The 19653-nt window shown below is 41.5% G+C and carries 20 protein-coding genes, 2 rRNA genes and 1 pseudogene; 16 read left to right on the top strand and 7 right to left on the bottom strand.

The annotated features are described in order from the left end of the window. The first annotated feature begins 5 nt into the window (after positions 1-5). The 3 genes from rrf (at position 6) to PGZ10_RS16010 (ending at position 4042) form a co-directional block, all read left to right on the top strand. Positions 6-137: ribosomal RNA gene (rrf, locus tag PGZ10_RS16000) — 5S ribosomal RNA — on the top strand. A 444-nt stretch (positions 138-581) separates the two neighbouring features. Continuing rightward, positions 582-3468, top strand: a 23S ribosomal RNA gene (locus PGZ10_RS16005). Positions 3469-3826: 358 nt separating this feature from the next. Then, positions 3827-4042, top strand: coding sequence for an EamA family transporter (locus PGZ10_RS16010; protein ID WP_117824794.1), 216 nt, complete (start codon positions 3827-3829; stop codon positions 4040-4042). A gap of 317 nt (positions 4043-4359) precedes the next feature. On the opposite strand, the gene PGZ10_RS16015 is transcribed toward PGZ10_RS16010, so the two are convergent. From PGZ10_RS16015 to PGZ10_RS16025, 3 genes are read right to left on the bottom strand one after another with little or no spacing between them, the layout of a single operon-like run. After that, positions 4360-4737, bottom strand: a complete 378-nt coding sequence (locus PGZ10_RS16015) for a response regulator (protein WP_243872494.1) — start codon at positions 4735-4737, stop codon at positions 4360-4362. After that, positions 4722-5036 carry a sensor histidine kinase gene (locus tag PGZ10_RS16900; RefSeq protein ID WP_243006496.1) on the bottom strand — a complete coding sequence of 105 codons (315 nt, stop codon included), beginning with the start codon at positions 5034-5036 and terminating at the stop codon, positions 4722-4724. Before PGZ10_RS16900 ends, PGZ10_RS16015 begins: the two co-directional genes overlap by 16 nt. Continuing rightward, positions 5014-5367 carry a DUF4118 domain-containing protein gene (locus PGZ10_RS16025; protein WP_270541862.1) on the bottom strand — a complete coding sequence of 118 codons (354 nt, stop codon included), beginning with the start codon at positions 5365-5367 and terminating at the stop codon, positions 5014-5016. Before PGZ10_RS16025 ends, PGZ10_RS16900 begins: the two co-directional genes overlap by 23 nt. Before the next feature lie 195 nt (positions 5368-5562). Here PGZ10_RS16025 and PGZ10_RS16030 point away from each other — a divergent pair, with 195 nt between their 5' ends. The 4 genes from PGZ10_RS16030 (at position 5563) to PGZ10_RS16045 (ending at position 8735) form a co-directional block, all read left to right on the top strand. Further along, positions 5563-6021 carry an RrF2 family transcriptional regulator gene (locus tag PGZ10_RS16030; RefSeq protein ID WP_117824793.1) on the top strand — a complete coding sequence of 153 codons (459 nt, stop codon included), beginning with the start codon at positions 5563-5565 and terminating at the stop codon, positions 6019-6021. Further along, entirely contained in the window at positions 6012-6320 is a 309-nt protein-coding gene (gene trxA, locus PGZ10_RS16035; RefSeq protein ID WP_055247598.1) for a thioredoxin, read from the top strand. The genes PGZ10_RS16030 and trxA overlap by 10 nt, the downstream gene beginning before the upstream one ends. Before the next feature lie 606 nt (positions 6321-6926). After that, entirely contained in the window at positions 6927-8231 is a 1305-nt protein-coding gene (gene ltrA / locus PGZ10_RS16040; RefSeq protein ID WP_117559535.1) for a group II intron reverse transcriptase/maturase, read from the top strand. A gap of 360 nt (positions 8232-8591) precedes the next feature. Continuing rightward, entirely contained in the window at positions 8592-8735 is a 144-nt protein-coding gene (locus tag PGZ10_RS16045) for a hypothetical protein (protein ID WP_270541864.1), read from the top strand. Between the two features lie 360 nt (positions 8736-9095). On the opposite strand, the gene PGZ10_RS16050 is transcribed toward PGZ10_RS16045, so the two are convergent. Then, complete coding sequence (locus PGZ10_RS16050) at positions 9096-10391, bottom strand: tyrosine-type recombinase/integrase (protein ID WP_008394179.1); 1296 nt, start codon at positions 10389-10391, stop codon at positions 9096-9098. A gap of 86 nt (positions 10392-10477) precedes the next feature. Beyond that, entirely contained in the window at positions 10478-11107 is a 630-nt protein-coding gene (locus PGZ10_RS16055) for a helix-turn-helix domain-containing protein (protein WP_015530715.1), read from the bottom strand. 171 nt (positions 11108-11278) lie between these two features. Here PGZ10_RS16055 and PGZ10_RS16060 point away from each other — a divergent pair, with 171 nt between their 5' ends. From PGZ10_RS16060 to PGZ10_RS16100, 9 genes and pseudogenes are all read left to right on the top strand, one after another. Next, the gene (locus PGZ10_RS16060; RefSeq protein ID WP_004843519.1) at positions 11279-11509 is read left to right on the top strand and encodes a helix-turn-helix domain-containing protein; all 231 of its coding nucleotides are present in this window, start codon (positions 11279-11281) and stop codon (positions 11507-11509) included. Between the two features lie 140 nt (positions 11510-11649). Continuing rightward, positions 11650-11964, top strand: a complete 315-nt coding sequence (locus PGZ10_RS16065) for a relaxasome subunit MobC (protein ID WP_270247603.1) — start codon at positions 11650-11652, stop codon at positions 11962-11964. A 326-nt stretch (positions 11965-12290) separates the two neighbouring features. Further along, a pseudogene (locus PGZ10_RS16070) lies at positions 12291-14008 on the top strand (MobA/MobL family protein). Beyond that, the gene (locus PGZ10_RS16075) at positions 13992-14696 is read left to right on the top strand and encodes a DUF6040 family protein (RefSeq protein WP_055196675.1); all 705 of its coding nucleotides are present in this window, start codon (positions 13992-13994) and stop codon (positions 14694-14696) included. The pseudogene PGZ10_RS16070 and the gene PGZ10_RS16075 overlap by 17 nt, the downstream one beginning before the upstream one ends. Before the next feature lie 223 nt (positions 14697-14919). Further along, the gene (locus PGZ10_RS16080; protein WP_016304806.1) at positions 14920-15831 is read left to right on the top strand and encodes an AraC family transcriptional regulator; all 912 of its coding nucleotides are present in this window, start codon (positions 14920-14922) and stop codon (positions 15829-15831) included. Positions 15832-15919: 88 nt separating this feature from the next. Beyond that, positions 15920-16159 (top strand): hypothetical protein, encoded by a 240-nt coding sequence (locus PGZ10_RS16085; RefSeq protein WP_016304805.1) that lies wholly within the window; start codon positions 15920-15922, stop codon positions 16157-16159. 76 nt (positions 16160-16235) lie between these two features. Next, positions 16236-16835, top strand: a complete 600-nt coding sequence (locus tag PGZ10_RS16090) for an HDOD domain-containing protein (protein ID WP_019162948.1) — start codon at positions 16236-16238, stop codon at positions 16833-16835. Positions 16836-16846: 11 nt separating this feature from the next. Then, positions 16847-17449, top strand: a complete 603-nt coding sequence (locus tag PGZ10_RS16095) for a sugar O-acetyltransferase (protein ID WP_117674858.1) — start codon at positions 16847-16849, stop codon at positions 17447-17449. After that, positions 17439-18074 carry an HAD family hydrolase gene (locus PGZ10_RS16100; protein ID WP_016304801.1) on the top strand — a complete coding sequence of 212 codons (636 nt, stop codon included), beginning with the start codon at positions 17439-17441 and terminating at the stop codon, positions 18072-18074. Before PGZ10_RS16095 ends, PGZ10_RS16100 begins: the two co-directional genes overlap by 11 nt. Positions 18075-18192: 118 nt before the next feature. On the opposite strand, the gene PGZ10_RS16105 is transcribed toward PGZ10_RS16100, so the two are convergent. After that, entirely contained in the window at positions 18193-18429 is a 237-nt protein-coding gene (locus PGZ10_RS16105) for a DUF6061 family protein (protein ID WP_012744332.1), read from the bottom strand. A gap of 336 nt (positions 18430-18765) precedes the next feature. Beyond that, positions 18766-19602 carry a CPBP family intramembrane glutamic endopeptidase gene (locus tag PGZ10_RS16110; protein WP_117824242.1) on the bottom strand — a complete coding sequence of 279 codons (837 nt, stop codon included), beginning with the start codon at positions 19600-19602 and terminating at the stop codon, positions 18766-18768. Between the last annotated feature and the right edge of the window lie 51 nt (positions 19603-19653).

The raw sequence follows: 19653 nt of genomic DNA on the forward strand, positions 1-19653 counted from the left end.
ATACTTCTGGTGGCGATGCGGTCAGGGGACACACCCGTTCCCATCTCGAACACGATGGTTAAGACCTGATCGGCCGATGGTACTGCACTGGAGACGGTGTGGGAGAGCAGGTGGAGGAGAGCAGGTGGCCGCCAGATTATAAAAAAGAAAATAAGCAGACTGTGCTTGATTTAATATGAAACTTTGGAGAATCGCTCCAAAGCGTCAAGCGACTAAGTGGTGGTTAGCTACCGCACTAGTCTTTCAGCATAGATACAGACACAGAACCGAAGGGGATTCTGCGGTCAACCCAATCAGCAGGGCAGTGCTGTTATGATAGCTGGTTTTTACCAGTGATTAAAGATCAAAAGAGATTTTGGTTTTTAATGACTGATAAACTTCAGTCAGACATGTACTTTGAAAACTGCATACAAAAATAAATCAATTCTCAAATAGAGAAAGACATCCGAGGTGATCATCGCCGCAAGGTAATGATTAACTTACATCTTCGAGAAAACGAAGTAAAAAAACGACCTGAAATACCAACGCATGCAACGCTATGCATGTGTAACCGGATCCCATTCCCGTGGGAGAAGGGAGTTGGTTATGCTAGAAAGAGCGCAGGGTGGATGCCTTGGCACTAAGAGCCGATGAAAGACGTGATAAGCTGCGAAAAGCTTCGGGGAGGAGCAAATATCCGATGATCCGGAGATATCTGAATGGGGAAACCCGGCTGGACAGACTCCAGTCATCCATACGCCAATCCATAACGTATGGAAGGGAACCCGGTGAACTGAAACATCTAAGTAGCCGGAGGAAGAGAAAACAACAAGTGATTCTGTGAGTAGCGGCGAGCGAAAACGGAAGAGCCCAAACCGGAATGCGTGCATTCCGGGGTTCGGACCGCGTAATTGATCTGATAAGTTTAGCAGAATGGTTTTGGGAAAGCCAGCCAGAGAGGGTGAAAGCCCCGTAAGCGAAAGACGAGTCAGCAAGGCGGGATCCAGAGTACCACGAGACACGAGAAACCTTGTGGGAATGAGCGGGGACCACCCCGTAAGGCTAAATACTCCTTAGTGACCGATAGCGCATAGTACTGTGAAGGAAAGGTGAAAAGGACCCCGGGAGGGGAGTGAAAGAGAACCTGAAACCCTGTGTTTACAAGCTGTGGAACATCTTTAAATGATGAACCGCGTACTTTTTGTAGAACGGTCCGGCGAGTTACGCCATCTGGCGAGGTTAAGTTCTTAAGGAATGGAGCCGAAGTGAAAACAAGTCTTAATAGGGCGTTAAGTCAGATGGAGTAGACCCGAAACCGGGTGATCTATCCATGTCCAGGATGAAGTTGCCGTAAAAGGCAATGGAGGTCCGAACCCACATCCGTTGAAAAGGGTGGGGATGAGGTGTGGATAGGGGAGAAATTCCAATCGAACCCGGAGATAGCTGGTTCTCCTCGAAATAGCTTTAGGGCTAGCCTCATGAGAGTCTTTTGGAGGTAGAGCACTGAATTCCCGCGGGGGCGTCAAAGCTTACCAAAGGATATCAAACTCCGAATGCCAGTAAGATGATTCATGGGAGTCAGACTACACGAGATAAGTTGGGTAGTCAAAAGGGAAAGAGCCCAGACCTGCAGCTAAGGTCCCAAAATGTGTGTTAAGTGGAAAAGGATGTGGGATTTCAAAGACAACCAGGATGTTGGCTTAGAAGCAGCCATACATTAAAAGAGTGCGTAATAGCTCACTGGTCGAGAGGTCCTGCGCCGAAAATGTCCGGGGCTGAAACACACTACCGAAGCTCAGGAATTAACGTAGTTAATTGGTAGAGGAGCATTCTTAAAGGGAAGAAGCAGTACCGGAAGGAGCTGTGGACTTTTAAGAAGAGAGAATGCCGGAATGAGTAGCGAGAGGAAGGTGAGAATCCTTCCGGCCGAATACCCAAGGCTTCCAGAGTAAAGCTGATCTGCTCTGGGTGAGTCGGGGCCTAAGGTGAGGTCGAAAGACGTAGCCGATGGACAACAGGTTGAAATTCCTGTACTGCAGTATAACAGAACTGTGGGGACGCAGAGGGAGAGCACTAGCGGGAATGGAATCCCGTGGCAAGCGAGGTAGGAGTAGAGTTGGCAAATCCGCTCTATAATCCGAAGACGTGATGCATACCGAACAAGAGTAGGGAAATAAGTGAGCCAGCTGCCAAGAAAAGCCGCTATTGTTTGTACTGTACCCGTACCGTAAACCGACACAGGTAGGTGAGGAGAGAATCCTAAGGCCGACGGGAGAAGCATTGTTAAGGAACTCGGCAAAATGACTCCGTAACTTCGGGAGAAGGAGTGCCAGTGAGAGCTGGCCGCAGAGAATTGGCCCAAGCAACTGTTTAGCAAAAACACAGGTCTATGCAAAACCGTAAGGTGAAGTATATGGGCTGACGCCTGCCCGGTGCTGGAAGGTTAAGGGGAGAGGTTAGCGCAAGCGAAGCTTTGAACTTAAGCCCCAGTAAACGGCGGCCGTAACTATAACGGTCCTAAGGTAGCGAAATTCCTTGTCGGGTAAGTTCCGACCCGCACGAAAGGCGTAATGATTTGGGCACTGTCTCAACAATGCACCCGGTGAAATTGAAATACCAGTGAAGATGCTGGTTACCTGCGCCAGGACGGAAAGACCCCATGGAGCTTTACTCCAGCTTGATACTGGGATTCGATATTGTATGTACAGGATAGGTGGGAGGCGAAGAAGCATTGACGCCAGTTGATGCGGAGCCGCTGTTGGGATACCACCCTTGCAGTATTGGATTTCTAACCAGCAGCCGTGACCCGGCTGGGGGACAATGTCAGGTGGGGAGTTTGACTGGGGCGGTCGCCTCCGAAAGGGTATCGGAGGCGCTCAAAGGTTCCCTCAGAATGGTTGGAAACCATTCGAAGAGTGCAAAGGCAGAAGGGAGCTTGACTGCGACACCGACGGGTGGAGCAGGTACGAAAGTAGGACTTAGTGATCCGGTGGTATAAAGTGGGATTGCCATCGCTCAACGGATAAAAGCTACCCTGGGGATAACAGGCTTATCACTCCCAAGAGTTCACATCGACGGAGTGGTTTGGCACCTCGATGTCGGCTCATCGCATCCTGGGGCTGAAGTAGGTCCCAAGGGTTGGGCTGTTCGCCCATTAAAGCGGTACGCGAGCTGGGTTCAGAACGTCGTGAGACAGTTCGGTCCCTATCCGGCGTGGGCGTAGGATATTTGAGAGGAGCTGGCCTTAGTACGAGAGGACCGGGCTGGACTGACCGCTGGTGTATCTGTTGTTCCGCCAGGAGCATGGCAGAGTAGCCAAGTCAGGAAGGGATAAACGCTGAAGGCATCTAAGCGTGAAGCCCCCCTCAAGATGAGATATCCCAACGAAAGTTGTAAGACCCCTTGAAGACGACAAGGTAGATAGGGCAGAGGTGGAAGTGCAGTAATGCATGGAGCTGACTGTTACTAATCGGTCGAGGGCATAACCAAGAAGGTAGGACAGGGTAAATCGTTGGTTCGAACCCAACTCGGGGAGTTGAGAACTGTAAGCAATCGCTTACAGTTTTTTTTATTTCATAGAAAATTCCGAAGGAATTGTATCGATGATATTTATCCGGACACCATATGTGGAGTCGGTCAAATTTAAATATAATAAAAGATTCAGTCTGATTTAGGCTGGACAGCTCTGCATATTTGTATTATAGTAAAAACAGTATTTCAAGGATGATTGCGTAACAATGCTTGTTGCGTTATCATCCTTTTTGGATATAAGGAGGCAGGATAATGAAAAAACTTGCATCAGGAATGGTAATTCTGGCAGGGATACTTTGGGAAAGCATGGGAATTTTTGTCCGCAAGTTTGAAATTTGGTTTTTTAAGTACAGTGCTTGCATTTTGCCTGTATACTGCCGGTCTTAAAAATTTAGATAATGGAAAAGCTTCTATTTTGGCATCAGTTGAGCCAGTTGCAGCTACCTTGATTGGTGTAATACTATATAAAGAAACCTTATCAGCAGGAGAAATATTTGGAATTAGGATGTTAAACGAAACAGCTATTTCATAATCGGGATGCCTTTTGCAACCCAGCGATAAATCTTCCATATAATGGTGAATGGAAGACTGATACAAATATAAAGTGTAGAAAAAAGACCTGCAAAGCCTCCAATTATAACCAAAAGTAACATTCCAATATTCATGCCTCTCTCACTCCAGTTCTTTGTATTTCTTTTGATAAAGTCATTTTATAAGAAAATATGTAATTTGAAAAGAGATTGGAGTCAAATGAACGATATTTCCACTGATAGTCAGGGTACGTTTTTCAAAATCGAGTATTAACTCACCACATTTGTAAGGGTGGAAGAGTTTGATCTGAAGAGGTATTCATCCGGGTACTGTGTCTGAGTGAGGTGCGGATACATGCACAAGGAGTTCTGCAGAACCGAATGGCTTGGTGATATAATCATCCGCGCCAAGATCGAGAGCTTTTACCTTTTCATGTTCGTTTGTACGGGCAGAGATGACGATGATTGAACAGTCGGACCATTCACGAACCTGCTGGATGATTGTCTGACCATCCATATCCGGGAGCCCAAGATCAAGGAGAATGAGATCTGGACAGATAGAATTTATCAGCTGAAGACCTCCAGTACCGGTTATGGCGGTTGTTACTTTATAATTGTGCCCATATAACAGCTTTGTAACAAAAGTAAGGATATTTCGTTCGTCTTCTATAAAAAGGATATTTACTTTTGGCTGCATGGAATGTTTTCCTCCTTTGCTTTTGGTAATGTAAACAGAAATAAAGCACCATTGGTGTGGTTTTTGGCTTCGATATAACCATTGTGTGCGTCAATGATCGTTTTGCAGATTGATAAGCCGATTCCCATACCCTTGTGGGAGTCAACGGAACCAGTATTGTGGCAGATGCCACTGAAAATATCCGGAATAACGTCCGGGTTCAGACCATGTCCGAAATCTTTGACACAGAAGGTTACGTGGTCTGGATGATCAGTGACGGTAAGCTCCGGAGTCTTGTTACACTGATAAGATGGAACCATCAGACAGAAGAGAGGAAGTGGTTGCTGTGGTGAGCAATATAATGATCAACATTCCGATAAATGTGACCGGATAGCCGCTCAATGTGAAATTCAGTCGGAAAAACGGATAGGTAAAGAAGAAATTGATACAGATTACGGAGAAAACAGAAGAAAAGAGCCCGAGCAGGTATCCGTTCGTATATCGTGCAATCAAGATTTGGGCAATAATATAAAGTAATGTGATGTTTGCAGTATTTTCAGAAACGAATGAGAAAAAAAGAAAGGCAAGTGCGGTCGCGATGCCAAGTAGTGTGAGTGTAAAAAGTGTATTGTTATGTAATAATTTATTCATAGCAGATAATCCTCATAAATAAACAAAATTTTCACAAAAAACTATCATATTTTCTCGCAAATGTCAGCAGAGATAAAAAATCATAACAAAATCCAGGCAAAGAGGTTGACATGGCAAACTGTATGTGATATTGTTACAGTATAAATTGTAATTAAAAAAATTACAGTTCAACATATAAGAAATGAGGGGAGAAGCGTGACAAGTGAATTTGCAATAGCGGTTCATGCACTTGTATTTCTGGATCGCAGCAATGCTACTATCGCAAGTGAAGAACTCGCAGATAATGTATGTACAAATCCTGTATGCATACGCAAAGTGATGGGAAAACTAAAAAAAGCCGGTCTGATCGAGACAAGAGAAGGCATGGGAGGCGGTTACCGGATCGCAAAAGCAAATTCGGATATTACGCTGAGGCAGATCAGTGATGCACTGGAGAATACGCTTGTAAAAGCATCCTGGCGTTCTGGAAACCCGGATAAAAAGTGTTTGGTTGCAAGTGGGATGTCTGTAGTTATGGACGAACTTGTAACAGGGATGAACAGGAGCTGTAATGATTATCTGGAAAGAATCACGATCCAGAAAGTAGAGGAACGGCTTACTGCCATTAAAGAAGAAAAAGATAATGAAACAGGAGGATGTCTATCATGTCAGTAATCAATTTAACAACAGAGAATTTTGAAGAAGAAGTATTAAATGCAAAAGAACCAGTACTGGTAGATTTCTGGGCAACATGGTGTGGACCATGCCAGACAATGGGACCGGTTGTTGACGAACTCGCACAGGAGCTTACAGATGTAAAGGTAGGTAAGGTGAATGTGGATGAGCAGATGGCGCTTGCCAGAGAATATAAGGTAATGTCAATTCCGACATTTCTCGTATTCAAAGATGGAAAGGTCGCAGAGAGAACTTTAGGAGTTCAGGAAAAGAGTGAACTGGAACAGCTGATTCGGTAAGCAGAATATAGAATAAGTTATCTAAGGATGTGCCAAGGCACATCCTTTTTGTAGTTTGCGCACCATGGGCGCGCTCTAACGGGTGAAAGTCGTGTGTTCTGCAAGCTGTTATCAGCTTGCCAGTGAAAGTCTGGTCAAGGTAATCGCCAGTGAGCCTTGTAGCGAACCTCCAATGCTTTTGGGTGACCGATTGTGTTGAAGCGAGGTATGCCTGTGAGAAACAGGTGCAAAATAGCAGTCCGTAACATAAAGTGAATCCTGTAGCATCGTTACGTTAGCCCTGTAAGGGATAAGAGGGAGTCGAGTCACTGACTTTCTGACGAAGACCATGGAAAATGTGGGGATACTGGAGTACAGCATTGAAGAACCCTTCGGTGTAGAGGGAGCGGAATGTTATGAAAGTTGATAACGGAACAGAAGAGATCTCATATCATCATATAACCACAAGTATGTAACTGAGGATATAAGCACGCATGCGAAATTTCTTGGGAAGTGGTATGAGAAGTCGGAGGAGCCCATAGTATCTATGAACTATTGGTAAGAAAAACAATGGGAGAAAAGGGGCTCTGCTTTAATCAAGATTAACGGGAAGGTAAGGGATAGTGCATGCTAAATAATGGACAACAACACTCAATAGAAAAATCACGACAACTTCAACGTAATCTATACCTGGCAGCCAAAAAGGATAAGCAACGCAGATTTCATGCGTTGTATGACCGTATCTTTCGCCTGGATATTTTGTGGCGGGCATGGAAAGAAGTACGAGAAAACAAGGGGAGCGCTGGGATTGACGGCATTACCTTTGAAATGATTGAGGAATACGGAGTAGAAGAATACTTGTTGGATATTCAAGAGGATTTAAAGAATAAGAAATACAGACCTAAGCCGGTAAAGAGAGTATACATTCCAAAACCGGATGGGAAGCAAAGACCATTGGGAATACCGACTATTAGAGACAGGATTGTGCAACAAGCCTGTAAGATAGTGATAGAACCTATCTTTGAAGCAAACTTTCTAGATAGTTCTTATGGATTTCGCCCTAAAAGAGATGCAAAACAGGCTACAGAAAAAGTGAAAAAAGAATTATATAAAAACTGGTATGTAGTAGATGCAGACATACAGGGATACTTCGACAACATCAATCATGAAATACTACTGGGATTATTAAATCATCGCATCAGTGATAGAAGGGTCATTAAGTTATGTAGACAGTGGTTACAAGCCGGAGTCATTGAAAATGGGAAATATTATCCAACGGAAAAAGGCTCACCGCAAGGAGGAGTCATTAGTCCGTTGTTAGCCAATATCTATCTTCATGTATTGGACTCCTACTGGGAAAACCATAAGGAACTGGGCGTCATAGTCAGATATGCAGATGATGCAGTGATTGTGTGCAGAACAAGAAAAGATGCAGAATTAGCGTTTGAGCATTTGAAAAGAATAATGACCAAGTTGAAACTGACGTTGAATCCGCAGAAAACAAAGATTGTAGATATGAATAAGGAGAGCTTTGACTTTCTTGGATTCCGTTATCAGAAGTTTGGTAAAACTAAATGTGGACGGAAGTTGCCTTACATGATGCCAAGTAAAAAGGCGATGAAAAAGGTAAAGGATGCAATCAGAGTAATTACTTGCAGAAAATCAGCCTATGAGGGTCTGGAGCAAAAAGTGGAGAAATTAAATCCGCTTATAAGAGGGTGGAGGAACTACTTTCAGCACGGAAACTCAACAAGACGGTTTAAACAGCTTGATGAATACGTGTGGATGAGGCTATGGAGACGGGTGTATTACAGGCGAAAACAGAAGAAATACAGAGAACATGTGCTGTATGGATTTCGAAAGTGGTATGCAACCAGTGGAATAGAGTATTTTTATTATCTAAATAAGAAAAGATATGTGGCAGTCTTTTGAATGTTGCGGGAAGAAGATTATCGGAAAGCCGTGTGAGGGAGAACCTCATGCACAGTTTGAGGTGGCAGGCGATGGAAACGGAAACTACCGCGCCATCGCTTGACCCTACCCGAATACGCCTAGGTAACAAAGAAGTATATAGCCGAACAGGGTGTCCATTGTGAGGTGGAATCTGAAGGAAGCTGTAGTAAAGAACTAGATGCAAGAATTTGTTATAGGCTGCGTATGTGTATCTGGAAGCAATGAAAAACCCCACAGAATCGTATAAAGAATTTGATGAAACTCAGAGTTGATAAGGATACAGCTTGGATTACGGCATACACAGGTAGTCGAATCGCTTACATGTGTCAACGAAGAGTTATGAATTTTGCAATAAACAAAGAAAAATTAACCCGATTTGGACTAATGGGACTTATGGCAATTGATTATAAGAAGCTGCTAAAAGTTATTTCAGAAGATGAGAAATTTATGAAACAGATTGAGAAATGGGCTGTTGAAGAATAAGAATGGATGAGCTGAAAGATGGGAGAGCATGGGGATTTTGCTCTCCCGTTTTGTTGCGAAAAAAAGAGAAACGCTGTAAATTCAACGTTTCTCCTATTTTTTACTTAATGCCGCAGACCGGAATCGAACCGTTTTACTTAATCTCAAATACTGATAGAAAGGGGCTTTGAAGACTTCATCACGGTTGCGGTGTTCAAAAAATGTTCAAACGTTTGTCGCATACAAACTGAAATTTATATAATTATCTCTCTAACTTTCCCCATTTTATAGGCTTTCCCGCCTGTCCATTAGTGAAATGATATGTAGTTTCCCTTATTTTTGCCCTTATGAGATAATCACAAGGGAAATAAGGGAAATTTTTTAGTCATTGCCTACCACTTTATCAAGAAGCCGAACCGATTTTCGTTTCGCATCTCTTGTGGAGTGAGCATAGACGTTCATTGTGGTACTGACATCTGAGTGTCCTAACAATTCCTGCACATCTTTTGGGGCAGCTCCATTTGCTAAAAGGTTGCTTGCATAGGTATGACGTAACTGGTGGAAATGAAAGCCTTCAAATCCCTCTAATGTTTTTGCTACCTTTCTGCATACCGTTCCCAAAGTAGTCGGAAGTTCCAGACAGCCATCAGGTCTTAAGCAGACGAAAGAAATTTCTTTATAATCTGCCGGGACTTCCTCTGTTCTGTCTAAGCAATAATACTCGTAGTACACTCTGTTTTTCTCTTTGACCTCTTTGTAGTAGTTCGTGTGATAAAGTTCTCCATACTGCATTCGATTTTTTAACTGCTCTTTCCGGGCATTACGGAAAATCTCTACCAGCGTATCTCCAAAATCAACAATCCTCACTTTTTTCCGCTTGGTTGGTCCGATGATATATTTGCGTTTTGAGCCATCATATCGGATGCTGCGTCTTATGGTAAGGCATTGTTCTTCCAGATTTACGTCCTGCCATGCCAAACCACAGGCTTCTCCAATACGAAGCCCGGCATAATAGGCTATCTGGATTGGAAGTATTGCGGCTGGGTTCTTTTTTTGAAGATACGTAAGCAGTCTTTCATAATCTTCTCGTGAAATTGGTTGGATATTTCCGTCCATGTCCTCATCCGAAAACAAATCAACTTCGTCCGTCTGATACCGCAGTTTAATATACTGCATGGGATTGAACGTAATATACTGTTTTGGAAATACTGCAAAGCGGAAGGACTGCTGCATGACTGCGGAAAAAGAATGGATGTAATCTTTGCTGTAACCCTTTTTCTCTTTTCCATCGGGATGAACTCCCCCAAAGGAAAGCAAATCAAAGAAGGATTGCAAATGCTCAGAGGTTACATTTTTTAATTTCCGTTCTGCCAATGGGTGTTTCTTGATATTTCGGATTGTTCCGAGGTAATTCTCCACAGTACCATTGCTGAGCGTACCTGTTTTTAATTCCTCCTCTGCCCACACATCCAGAAGTTGTCCGACTGTGAGATTTTCCGCTTTGGCAACAAATTTCTTTTTTTCATAATCATCCATTGCCTGACGGAGCAGCTTTTCAGTTTCACTTTTGCTTTCTGTTCCAACGCATTCTTTTTGAACAAGATTGCCGCTTGCGTCCTCTACATAGAAGCGATAGTACCATTTCTTTCCTTTTTTTCTTACAGATCCTTTTGCCATAATCGTATATCTCCTTTCGATATTAGACAATCGGAACTGATGAAATGCTTCGTGCGTGTAAGTATATCATAACTCCGGTTGTCTTACTATACCGATTCGGAATCTTCGTATAAGACTTCTGATAAAAGATTTGCAAGCCTTTGTTCTGCTGTTTTTGGTTTCTTGGAATAGAGCCTTACAACGTCTGCCATCTCATTAAGAGCATTGATGGTAGGAGTGATTTCCCTTAAGAACATAATCTCATTATATTCCTCATTCGATTCAAACCCTATTGTTTTGGCAATATCCGTCTGACCAGCATTCCCCTTGAAATTTTTGCAGGCGAACTGGAAGGAATCCAAAAACAGACCATATTGTTTTAACATCAGCAGTAATAAATCTTTTGAAAAAGCATCTTCTTCTTTGGTAAGGGCAAGCGGTAACTGTTCCAGAATATCTCCCATCGCATCACGAATCTGTAACTCTCTCTTATCCGTAATGTCGGTTTCATATTCATCTGTTTCCCCTTTGAGCCATTCCACAGATACATGGAGTGCTTCCGAAAGACCTTCCAGCACCATTTTTTTCGTATTGTCAATCGAACCATTCTCATAACGCAGGATTGTAGAAGCGGTAACCCCCATCTTTTCTGCGACATAAGGCTGTGTCAGATTCAATTCCAGACGGCGCTGTTTTACTCTGCTGCCTATCAGCTTGCGTAGTTCTTTATCTTTCATGCTGACTGCCTCCTTTTTCGGTATGTATGAATTATAGCATTGTTTTTCCAAAATTGCAATATGCAACATAAAGTTTGTTTTTGATATTTCGTAACGCTTGACAAAAAGATATGAAAAGGATATACTTACATCACAAGAATTGCATAATGCAATTTATAAGGAGGTGATTATATGACGCAAAGAAAAATTGCATTATCCATCGAAGAAGCTGCTGACTATACGGGAATCGGCAGAAATACCTTAAGACAGCTTGTAGAATGGAAGAAACTTCCAGTATTAAAGGTTGGTCGCAAAGTCCTGATTAAAACCGATATTCTGGAAATGTTTATGGAAGCTAATGAAGGTCGTGATTTGAGGGATAGAGGAAATGTAAAAGCCGTAACAAGAACTGCGGCAAATTAAAAAGGCGGCTTCCGAAGAAACCGCCAAAGGTTCTATCAGACCGAAGCCATGATATACCTACACGCAAGAAGATTATACCATGTGCTTCTTCTGATACGCAACCGAGAACTTATGTTTGTGAAGGAAAGGAGAATGTAAGAATGGCAAAATCAACAAAAAGTTATGAAGAACGAATGCTTGAAATGGAAAAGAAGGAACAGGAAAGCCTTGAAAAAGCAAAACGATATGCAGCACAGAAGAAAGAACTTCTAAAACGAAAGAAAGCCGAAGAAAGTAAAAAACGAACCCATAGGCTCTGTCAGGTTGGCGGTGCGGTGGAATCCGTTCTTGGTGCGACTATTGAGGAGGAAGACATCCCAAAGCTGATTGGTTTTCTGAAAAAGCAGGAAGACAATGGGAAATTTTTCTCAAAGGCAATGCAGAAAGAAACAAATACCGATATGGAGGAAGTGTAATGGCGGATGGGATGAGTTTTTCATTCCCTTCATTGCTTTTTCATGAAGGGCGCACTTATGGACAACCAGAGGTCGTCCCAATAAGTTTGCCACAAGTGGCAACCGGTCTGCGCTCACGCTTGCCGGGCTCGTTCCGTCGGCGGGGCTTTCAGCCAGACCTGCTCATGCCACAGGAGGCACTCTTCGCCAGAGAGGCGCATTCCATGCAGGCTGCTATGCGCAGGGCACTCTTACGCAGAGGGCGTTCTGGCAATGCTGCTTTTCTAAAATCGAAAGCAATGTTGCCGGAAATCTATACCGGATGTGCAGAAAGGAGGAATCCAGATATGGCGATTTTTCATTACACAATCAAAATAGTCGGACGAAGTAAAGGGAAATCTGTTATCTCCGCTTCCGCATATCTCAATGGGGATGTGATGAAAAACGAGGAAACCGGGAGAATCAGTTATTACACTTCTAAAAAAGAAGTGGTCTACACCAGTCTGATGATGTGTGAAAACGCACCTCCTGAATGGCAGATAGTACCAGAAGAAAATATAAAACGCTTTCAAAAATCTGTCCGCTACAAAAGGTCAGAAGATAAAGAAGCTGCTTTAGAAAAATTCAAAATCACATTTCAGAAACAAAGATTATGGAATGAGGTATTGAAGATTGAAAAAAGTGCGGATGCCCAACTTGGCAGGTCATTTGAATTTGCCCTCCCAAAAGAATGGAGCAGACAGGAACAGATTCAATATACATCCGACTATATCCAAAAAACATTTGTGGATAAGGGAATGTGTGCTGATTGGAGTATCCACGACAAAGGGGATGGCAACCCCCATGTCCACCTGCTTCTGACGATGCGACCTTTTAACCCGGACCATTCTTGGGGAAAGAAGTCAAGGATTGGGATTTTGTCAGAGATAAAAGCGGAAATATCGTGATTGACGAATCCCACCCGGACTGGTGGCAGGATAAGAAAAACCCTGACCGTCATGGAATCCGTATCCCTGTATTAGACGAAAACGGAATCCAGAAGATTGGTGCAAGAAACCGCCTGCAATGGAAACGGGTGCTGACCGATGCTACTGGATGGAACAATCCCAAAAATTGTGAGCTGTGGCGGAGTGAGTGGGCAAAGGTGTGTAATGAACATCTTCCTTTGCATAATCAGGTTAATCACCGTTCTTATGAAAAACAGGGAAAACTCCAGATTCCTACCATCCATGAAGGTGCTGACGCAAGAAAGATTGAACAAAAATTTCTTGCCGGGCAGGAAATAAAAGGTTCGTGGAAAGTAGCGGAAAATCAAATCATAAAACAGCAAAACACGTTATTGCAAAAGATACTGGACACCTTTGGAAAAGTATCAGGTGCATTATCATTATGGAAGGAGCGATTAAATGACATTAGAAGAAAGCCGGGAAGTCATTCCCATGATGGAATCAATGATAAACCAGATCGAGGAACAGCAGAACCTTATGGCAGAGATGGTACAGGAATTACAGGAAAAAGACAGACAGCTTCTGTCCTTTCAGGAGCAGAACCAGAGTTTGCAGATATTAAACAGCGAGTTATCCGGACTGCTGAATCTTTTGCCAGATACAGAAGAACTGCTTTCCCAGATCGAACAGCAGAAAAACAGAATCGAACAGTTGGAAACCGAGAATCAGCAATGGCAGGAATTAACGCAGAAGCTGAACAACGAGAACAGCTTATTGCTGAAACAGAGCAGAGAATTACTGACCTTAAACAGCAGATAGAGAAAGTGAGGGATATAGATGCGAGAATGCGTAAACTTAGAGAACGTCGGTCAAGTGGAAGAACTTCTACAGATGACAGAACAGATGCAGGACGAACTGGATCAGAAAGACCAGATGATTATGGAACTGAACAGGCAGCTAAACAGATCGCTGACCTTGAACGAGAAATTGAACAGCGAAAACAGAGTCGAGAATATCGAAGCATTGCGGACAAGATTAAGGAAAATAGAAGAACAATTAGCCAACGAGACAGACAGCAGGAAAAGAGCCGACGCAGAAGTCGTGGCATGGAAATTTAGGTATGAAAAAGCGGAACAGGCAAAACGCTATGCACAGACACACCAAAAGACAACAGAGGTAGCTGTTGAGAAAAAAGTGCCCTATGAGAAATGCGATAACTGTGACCGCACTGCTTACCAAAAAGCAAAAGAAAAATGCGATAACCGTAAAATTCAGTTAGAGAAAAAATATAAAAATATGACGGCTGGTTATGAAAGTATCCTGTTTCTGCTGGCATGGTACAGTATAGCCATTACACTATTCACTGCTATCCTTTCTCCAGTTTTCTTTAGTGACTGTATTAGCTTTTTCAGTATGTTTGCTAAAGGAATCTTAAGCCTGTTTCAAAAATTTGTTGCAGGTGCAGATTCTTTCGGACAGTTAAGCAGTGGAATCTCAAATAGTATCATTTCAGGGATTGTGTACTGGCTGATTGTAAGTATTGTTATGGGAATTTTATTTATCATAACGGGATTGCTGATAATCGGGACTGGCTATCAGGTGGGGAAAATCTACCGGAAATATTGCTGGGATATTATCAGCATCATGGTGGTGATAATGAGTACAGCTATCATAATCTATTTCGGAAAATGGATAAAATCAATTATTCCGATAAACCTCATTATGTTGCTACTTCTGGTACATGCGGTTTATATCGGAATCCGATGTTATGTGAAAAACTGGCGAGAAAAACGAGGATATTTTTAAAGTAAAATGGTCAGGTAAAACTGCCTGTTTTTCACAAAACAAATATACTTATTTTTAGTTATCCAGATTTTTAGAGTCTGTGAAAACTGTTCTTTGATTTTTAACACTATTTTTTATAATCTTCCAAATGAATCTGTTTTGATTGATTGACAATTACCGAGCTATTCTAGTATATTTAATCCATAAAGCAGATACAAAATCGCAGATGTGCAGGTGAACAGACATGAAAAATATCCATAGCATTGAATTTTATACTGGAAGCAAGGAAGAACTGCTTCCCGGTTTTGAAAAAGATTTTCCCTATATCGCTTCAAGGGCAGAACTTGACAAGTATATCGGACATTATGTACCGTGGCACTGGCACAAGACAGTGGAACTTTTTTATATGGAAAGTGGTAGCATTGAATATGATACGCCGGGAGGAAAACTGTTGTTTCCGGCTGGAAGCGGCGGCATAGTAAATTCCAATGTACTCCATATGACAAAAGCAATATCGCAGAAAGAAAAGAATATACAGCTACTTCATATTTTCGATGTTTCCCTACTTGCCGGGGAACAGGGAAGCAGGATTGAACAAAAATATATTGCGCCTATCATAACAGCCCCACAGATTGAGGTAATTCCGCTTTTTCCAGGCAATGCAGAAGAAGAAAGGATTTTGAAACTGCTTGCCGCTTCATTTCGTTTATCCAGTGATGAATTTGGATATGAAATAAAACTGCGGGAAACCCTAACAGAAATATGGCTCATGCTTTTTGAACTATCCCGTCCTATGCGTGAAAAAAAGGGGGAACATAATAAAAGCAACGATAAAATAAAGCTGATGATGATATATATTCACGAACATTACAGAGAGAAAATCTCTATCCCGGAACTTGCGGCAGCAGCATACCTAAGCGAAAGGGAGTGTTATAGAGTGTTCCATGACTGTCTGCACATGACACCCGTAGAGTATATAAAGGCTTACCGTCTGCAAGCTGCCTGTCAGATGCTAGCAAAGGGGCAGGAAGCAGTTACCGTTATCAGCCATGAGTGCGGTTTGGGGAGTAGCAGTTATTTTGGAAAGGTTTTTCGAGAATACACACATTGTTCACCCACAGAATATCGGAGAAAATGGCAGAATAGTGATAGATAAGGGCAGAAAAGAAATATTTTTTCTATTCCTTTTGCATTATAATGATACCTGTAAAGTAAATCCGTCATTTACAGGAGGTGAGTGCAAAGTGGTAAAACTGAACATTCTGAACATGAAAAATTTTTTAGATACGGTCAATAGCTGTTCCGGCAAAGTAAATATGCTCTGCCCGGATGGTAAAAAACAAAACATCAATGGGGAAGAAAAGATACAGGGCAGTTTGTGGCGGCAATACTCCCAAAACAAAAACTGTTTGCGGCTTGTTTTAGAAGTTCCGAATCCAACGGACTATATGAACATTGTTTCGTACTATGCCGGGGATTGCTGATTTATCTGTAAATATTTCATCATAAAGGGGCTGGACAGTTTATCTTCCAGCCCCGCCCTTTTGAAAGGAGTTAAAAATGGAGTTGAACATTCAGACCGCAGAACTGGCATTAAGGGAAGCGGCAGAATCCAATCCGGGAGCATGGGCAGAACATTCCCGGTATGTAGCCGAAGCCTGTAAAAACATTGCGTCACACTGTAAAGATTTATCTTCTGAACAGGCGTATATTTTCGGGCTGTTACACGATATTGGACGTTATGCCGGAGTGAGTTCGGAAAGGCATCTGATAGACGGCTATCGTTACTGTATGGAGCGTGGGTGGGGAAAAGCCGCACAAATATGTATATCCCACGCATTTATGATACAGGATATTGCCACATCTATCGGAGAGTTTGATGTCAGTGATGAGGATTACCTGTTTATGAAAGAATTTGTTGCAAATGCGGTATATGATGATTATGACCGTCTTGTACAGTTATGTGACGCATTGGCTATGCCTTCGGGGTTCTGTCTTTTGGAAAAGAGATTTGTAGACGTGACAATGCGATACGGCGTTCACCCAGCGACAATAGACAGATGGAAAAAGATTTTAGAGATTAAAGAACGGTTTGAGGATCAGATTGGCTGTTCTATCTATGCCCTGCTTCCGGGCGTTATGGAAAACAGTTTTCGTTAAGGGGGGATATTGTGTATTACGAATCCAGTGATTTTTTGGAAACAGCGGACAGCGATACGTTAAAGCAGATTGCCCGCACAAGGGAATTAACACGGAAATATTATTTTTCTGATTATAGAGATACAGAAAAACGCACTTCCATTCTTCGGGAGCTGTTGGGCGGAATAGGGGAAAATGTGGCAATCGACACGCCTTTTCATTGCGACTATGGAAAAAATATTTTTTTGGGAAATGATGTGATCGTCAATATGAATTGTACCTTTGTGGATAACAAAACTATCCGAATTGGCGACAGGGTATTGATTGCGTCAAATGTGCAGATTTATACATCTTCACACCCTGTCTTACCACAGGAAAGGTTTGTGCCGGATTGGAGGGAACGTCAGACAACATTTTTTAGAACCTATGCACGTCCGATAGAAATAGAAAGTAATGTCTGGATTGGCGGCGGCTGTATTCTTCTGCCCGGAGTCACTATAGGAAAAAACAGCGTGATAGGGGCTGGAAGTGTAGTTACCCGCCCTATCCCGCCTAATTGTGTTGCAGTAGGAAATCCATGCAGGGTGATACGTTATTTTGATACAGACAGGGAAAGGTGGCAGCATGAAGTATAAGCATATCGTTTTTGACATTGACGGCACTCTGATTGATACGGAATATGCTGTATTACATTCTTTACAGGAAACTATAAAGGGATTGTCCGGGAGAGAGATACCATGTTCTGAACTAAGATTTGCGTTAGGGATTACAGGAACAGACGCTTTGAAAAAACTTGCGATAAAAGACACTTCCTATGCGATAGAATTATGGGATAAAAATATGCGTAACTATACAAATAACATTAAAGTATTTGACGGAATCGTTGAATTATTGAAAAATCTTCTAAGTCTGGATTATGAAATGGGGATTGTCACATCAAAGACAAGGGAAGAATTTACACATGATTTTTGTCCGTTTGGTATCAGTCATTATTTCAAAACAATCATATGTGCAGACGATACACAGGAACATAAACCCAATGCCGCACCGATTTTGAAATATGTGGAATTATCAAAAACAGACCATAGGAAAGTACTTTATATCGGAGATAGCAAATATGACAGTAAATGTGCGGAAAATGCGGGAATTGATTTTGCTTTAGCAGTATGGGGCAGTCATAATAAGCACATAAAAGCAGATTATTTTTTAGAAAAACCTGCCAATCTGTTATCTGCTATCACTTCAGAGAAATTTTATTAGCGATGAAAGATCGAACGAAAATGACTCCGAGGTATATTAAAAAAACTTGCTTGATCAATTATGGTGATTTTGATTAAGTAGCCTGTATGTAAAATAAAGCATACAGGCTACTTGTGGTTTACAATTCCAAAGAATCTTCTGCATCTACCCACATTTGCATATTACCATCAAGATATAATCGTGCATATTCAAGTGGCTCATCAATAGCAAGTGTATTTAATGCGCAGTCTGATCCAGGAGTGGTTTTTAAGTTCTTCTCAGCTTCCCAACAGTCAATGCGGAGCATATAACCGGCATTGGTATAAACATCAATGCTGTTTCTGTGTGGATTGTATTCTGCAAATATTGTTCTCATCGTATCTTATCTCCATTTTTTTAATAATCAGTTATAGAGTTAAATATCGAAAACATTTCAATCAGTTCACCATGTTGTTATTGTTATATGTTATACTGTGTTATGAAATTTTCTTTCCCTTAATTTTTCCCATATTAAGGTTCATGAAAGCTAATGGGAGAATGTAACACAAGGGAAAGAGTAAGGGAAAGTACACTTGCTACAAACTTAGTGTTTTCAAGGGTTTGCGAAGAATTTGATAATCAAATATAATAGTTATTAAATTTCCTAAAATAAGTGGAATATCAACTGGAATTTGACAAGTACCTTATAGCTTCATATTTTCAAACCTATATATCAATTTTTTCTTGATTTAATCATAAAAAATGCTATACCAGCAACTATTATGTATCCGAACAATGAAATAACAGATGATTCAATTCCAAACTCACCACCTGTGATGGCGAAATATTTTGAATTAAGTACATATGTCATTACAGAATATTTATCCATTTTTTCCCCAATGGCTAATCCTCCACCAATAATCACAACGTTCCAGATAGCATGAACTATTCCACTATTCCAAACTGAACCACTTTCTATTGCAATCATCGAAAACATAACGCCTACCATCGTTCCGGCGATAATTACTAATAAACAACTGCCTATTGAAAAATCCTGTCCAAGAACATGTACAATACCAAATAACATTGATGGAACAATTACAGCCACCTTAATATTCCATCTTTTCTTTAATGCATTAAGTATAACTCCTCTAAACACCATTTCTTCAACAAATCCAGCCGCTATTCCGGTAAATGCAACCCCTGCACTTAAAGTATTGAACATCTGATTTCCATTCATATTTGAGGATACATACTTACCGTTGAATATTAAAAGATAACTTCCTTTTATAACAAATGGTAATAATACAGCTATTAAAATCCATCTTATTTTAATAGCAAATTTAGGCATTCCGAAATCCGAAGTCGGCAATTTAATAATTTTGCTAATAAACATTTTCAGAATAAGATATGTCAATCCAACATATATAATTCCAGCGGTAATATTACAAATGCCAGTTGGAATTTTTATTATAACAAACATACTTGCAATGGATTGTGCAATAATCTGTGTGATTATTAAAATAAATATGGCAACAAATGATGTGCTAATTGCTTTTTTTGTACTCATTTCATTTCTCCTTTATAACTTTCGATTGAACAAAATCGCTGCGCGATGGCC

This window comes from Coprococcus sp. AF102-57 (assembly GCF_027686195.1).
Taxonomy (GTDB): Bacteria; Bacillota; Clostridia; order Lachnospirales; family Lachnospiraceae; genus Allocoprococcus; species Allocoprococcus comes.

Excerpts from the sequence above, each read along its gene's own strand:
- PGZ10_RS16015 (WP_243872494.1), bottom strand. The coding sequence starts at position 4,737 with ATGCAGCCAAAAGTAAATATCCTTTTTATAGAAGACGAACGAAATATC.
- PGZ10_RS16900 (WP_243006496.1), bottom strand. The coding sequence starts at position 5,036 with ATGGTTCCATCTTATCAGTGTAACAAGACTCCGGAGCTTACCGTCACT.
- PGZ10_RS16025 (WP_270541862.1), bottom strand. The coding sequence starts at position 5,367 with ATGAATAAATTATTACATAACAATACACTTTTTACACTCACACTACTT.
- trxA (WP_055247598.1), top strand. The coding sequence starts at position 6,012 with ATGTCAGTAATCAATTTAACAACAGAGAATTTTGAAGAAGAAGTATTA.
- ltrA (WP_117559535.1), top strand. The coding sequence starts at position 6,927 with ATGCTAAATAATGGACAACAACACTCAATAGAAAAATCACGACAACTT.
- PGZ10_RS16045 (WP_270541864.1), top strand. The coding sequence starts at position 8,592 with ATGAATTTTGCAATAAACAAAGAAAAATTAACCCGATTTGGACTAATG.
- PGZ10_RS16050 (WP_008394179.1), bottom strand. The coding sequence starts at position 10,391 with ATGGCAAAAGGATCTGTAAGAAAAAAAGGAAAGAAATGGTACTATCGC.
- PGZ10_RS16055 (WP_015530715.1), bottom strand. The coding sequence starts at position 11,107 with ATGAAAGATAAAGAACTACGCAAGCTGATAGGCAGCAGAGTAAAACAG.
- PGZ10_RS16060 (WP_004843519.1), top strand. The coding sequence starts at position 11,279 with ATGACGCAAAGAAAAATTGCATTATCCATCGAAGAAGCTGCTGACTAT.
- PGZ10_RS16065 (WP_270247603.1), top strand. The coding sequence starts at position 11,650 with ATGGCAAAATCAACAAAAAGTTATGAAGAACGAATGCTTGAAATGGAA.
- PGZ10_RS16080 (WP_016304806.1), top strand. The coding sequence starts at position 14,920 with ATGAAAAATATCCATAGCATTGAATTTTATACTGGAAGCAAGGAAGAA.
- PGZ10_RS16090 (WP_019162948.1), top strand. The coding sequence starts at position 16,236 with ATGGAGTTGAACATTCAGACCGCAGAACTGGCATTAAGGGAAGCGGCA.
- PGZ10_RS16100 (WP_016304801.1), top strand. The coding sequence starts at position 17,439 with ATGAAGTATAAGCATATCGTTTTTGACATTGACGGCACTCTGATTGAT.
- PGZ10_RS16105 (WP_012744332.1), bottom strand. The coding sequence starts at position 18,429 with ATGAGAACAATATTTGCAGAATACAATCCACACAGAAACAGCATTGAT.
- PGZ10_RS16110 (WP_117824242.1), bottom strand. The coding sequence starts at position 19,602 with ATGAGTACAAAAAAAGCAATTAGCACATCATTTGTTGCCATATTTATT.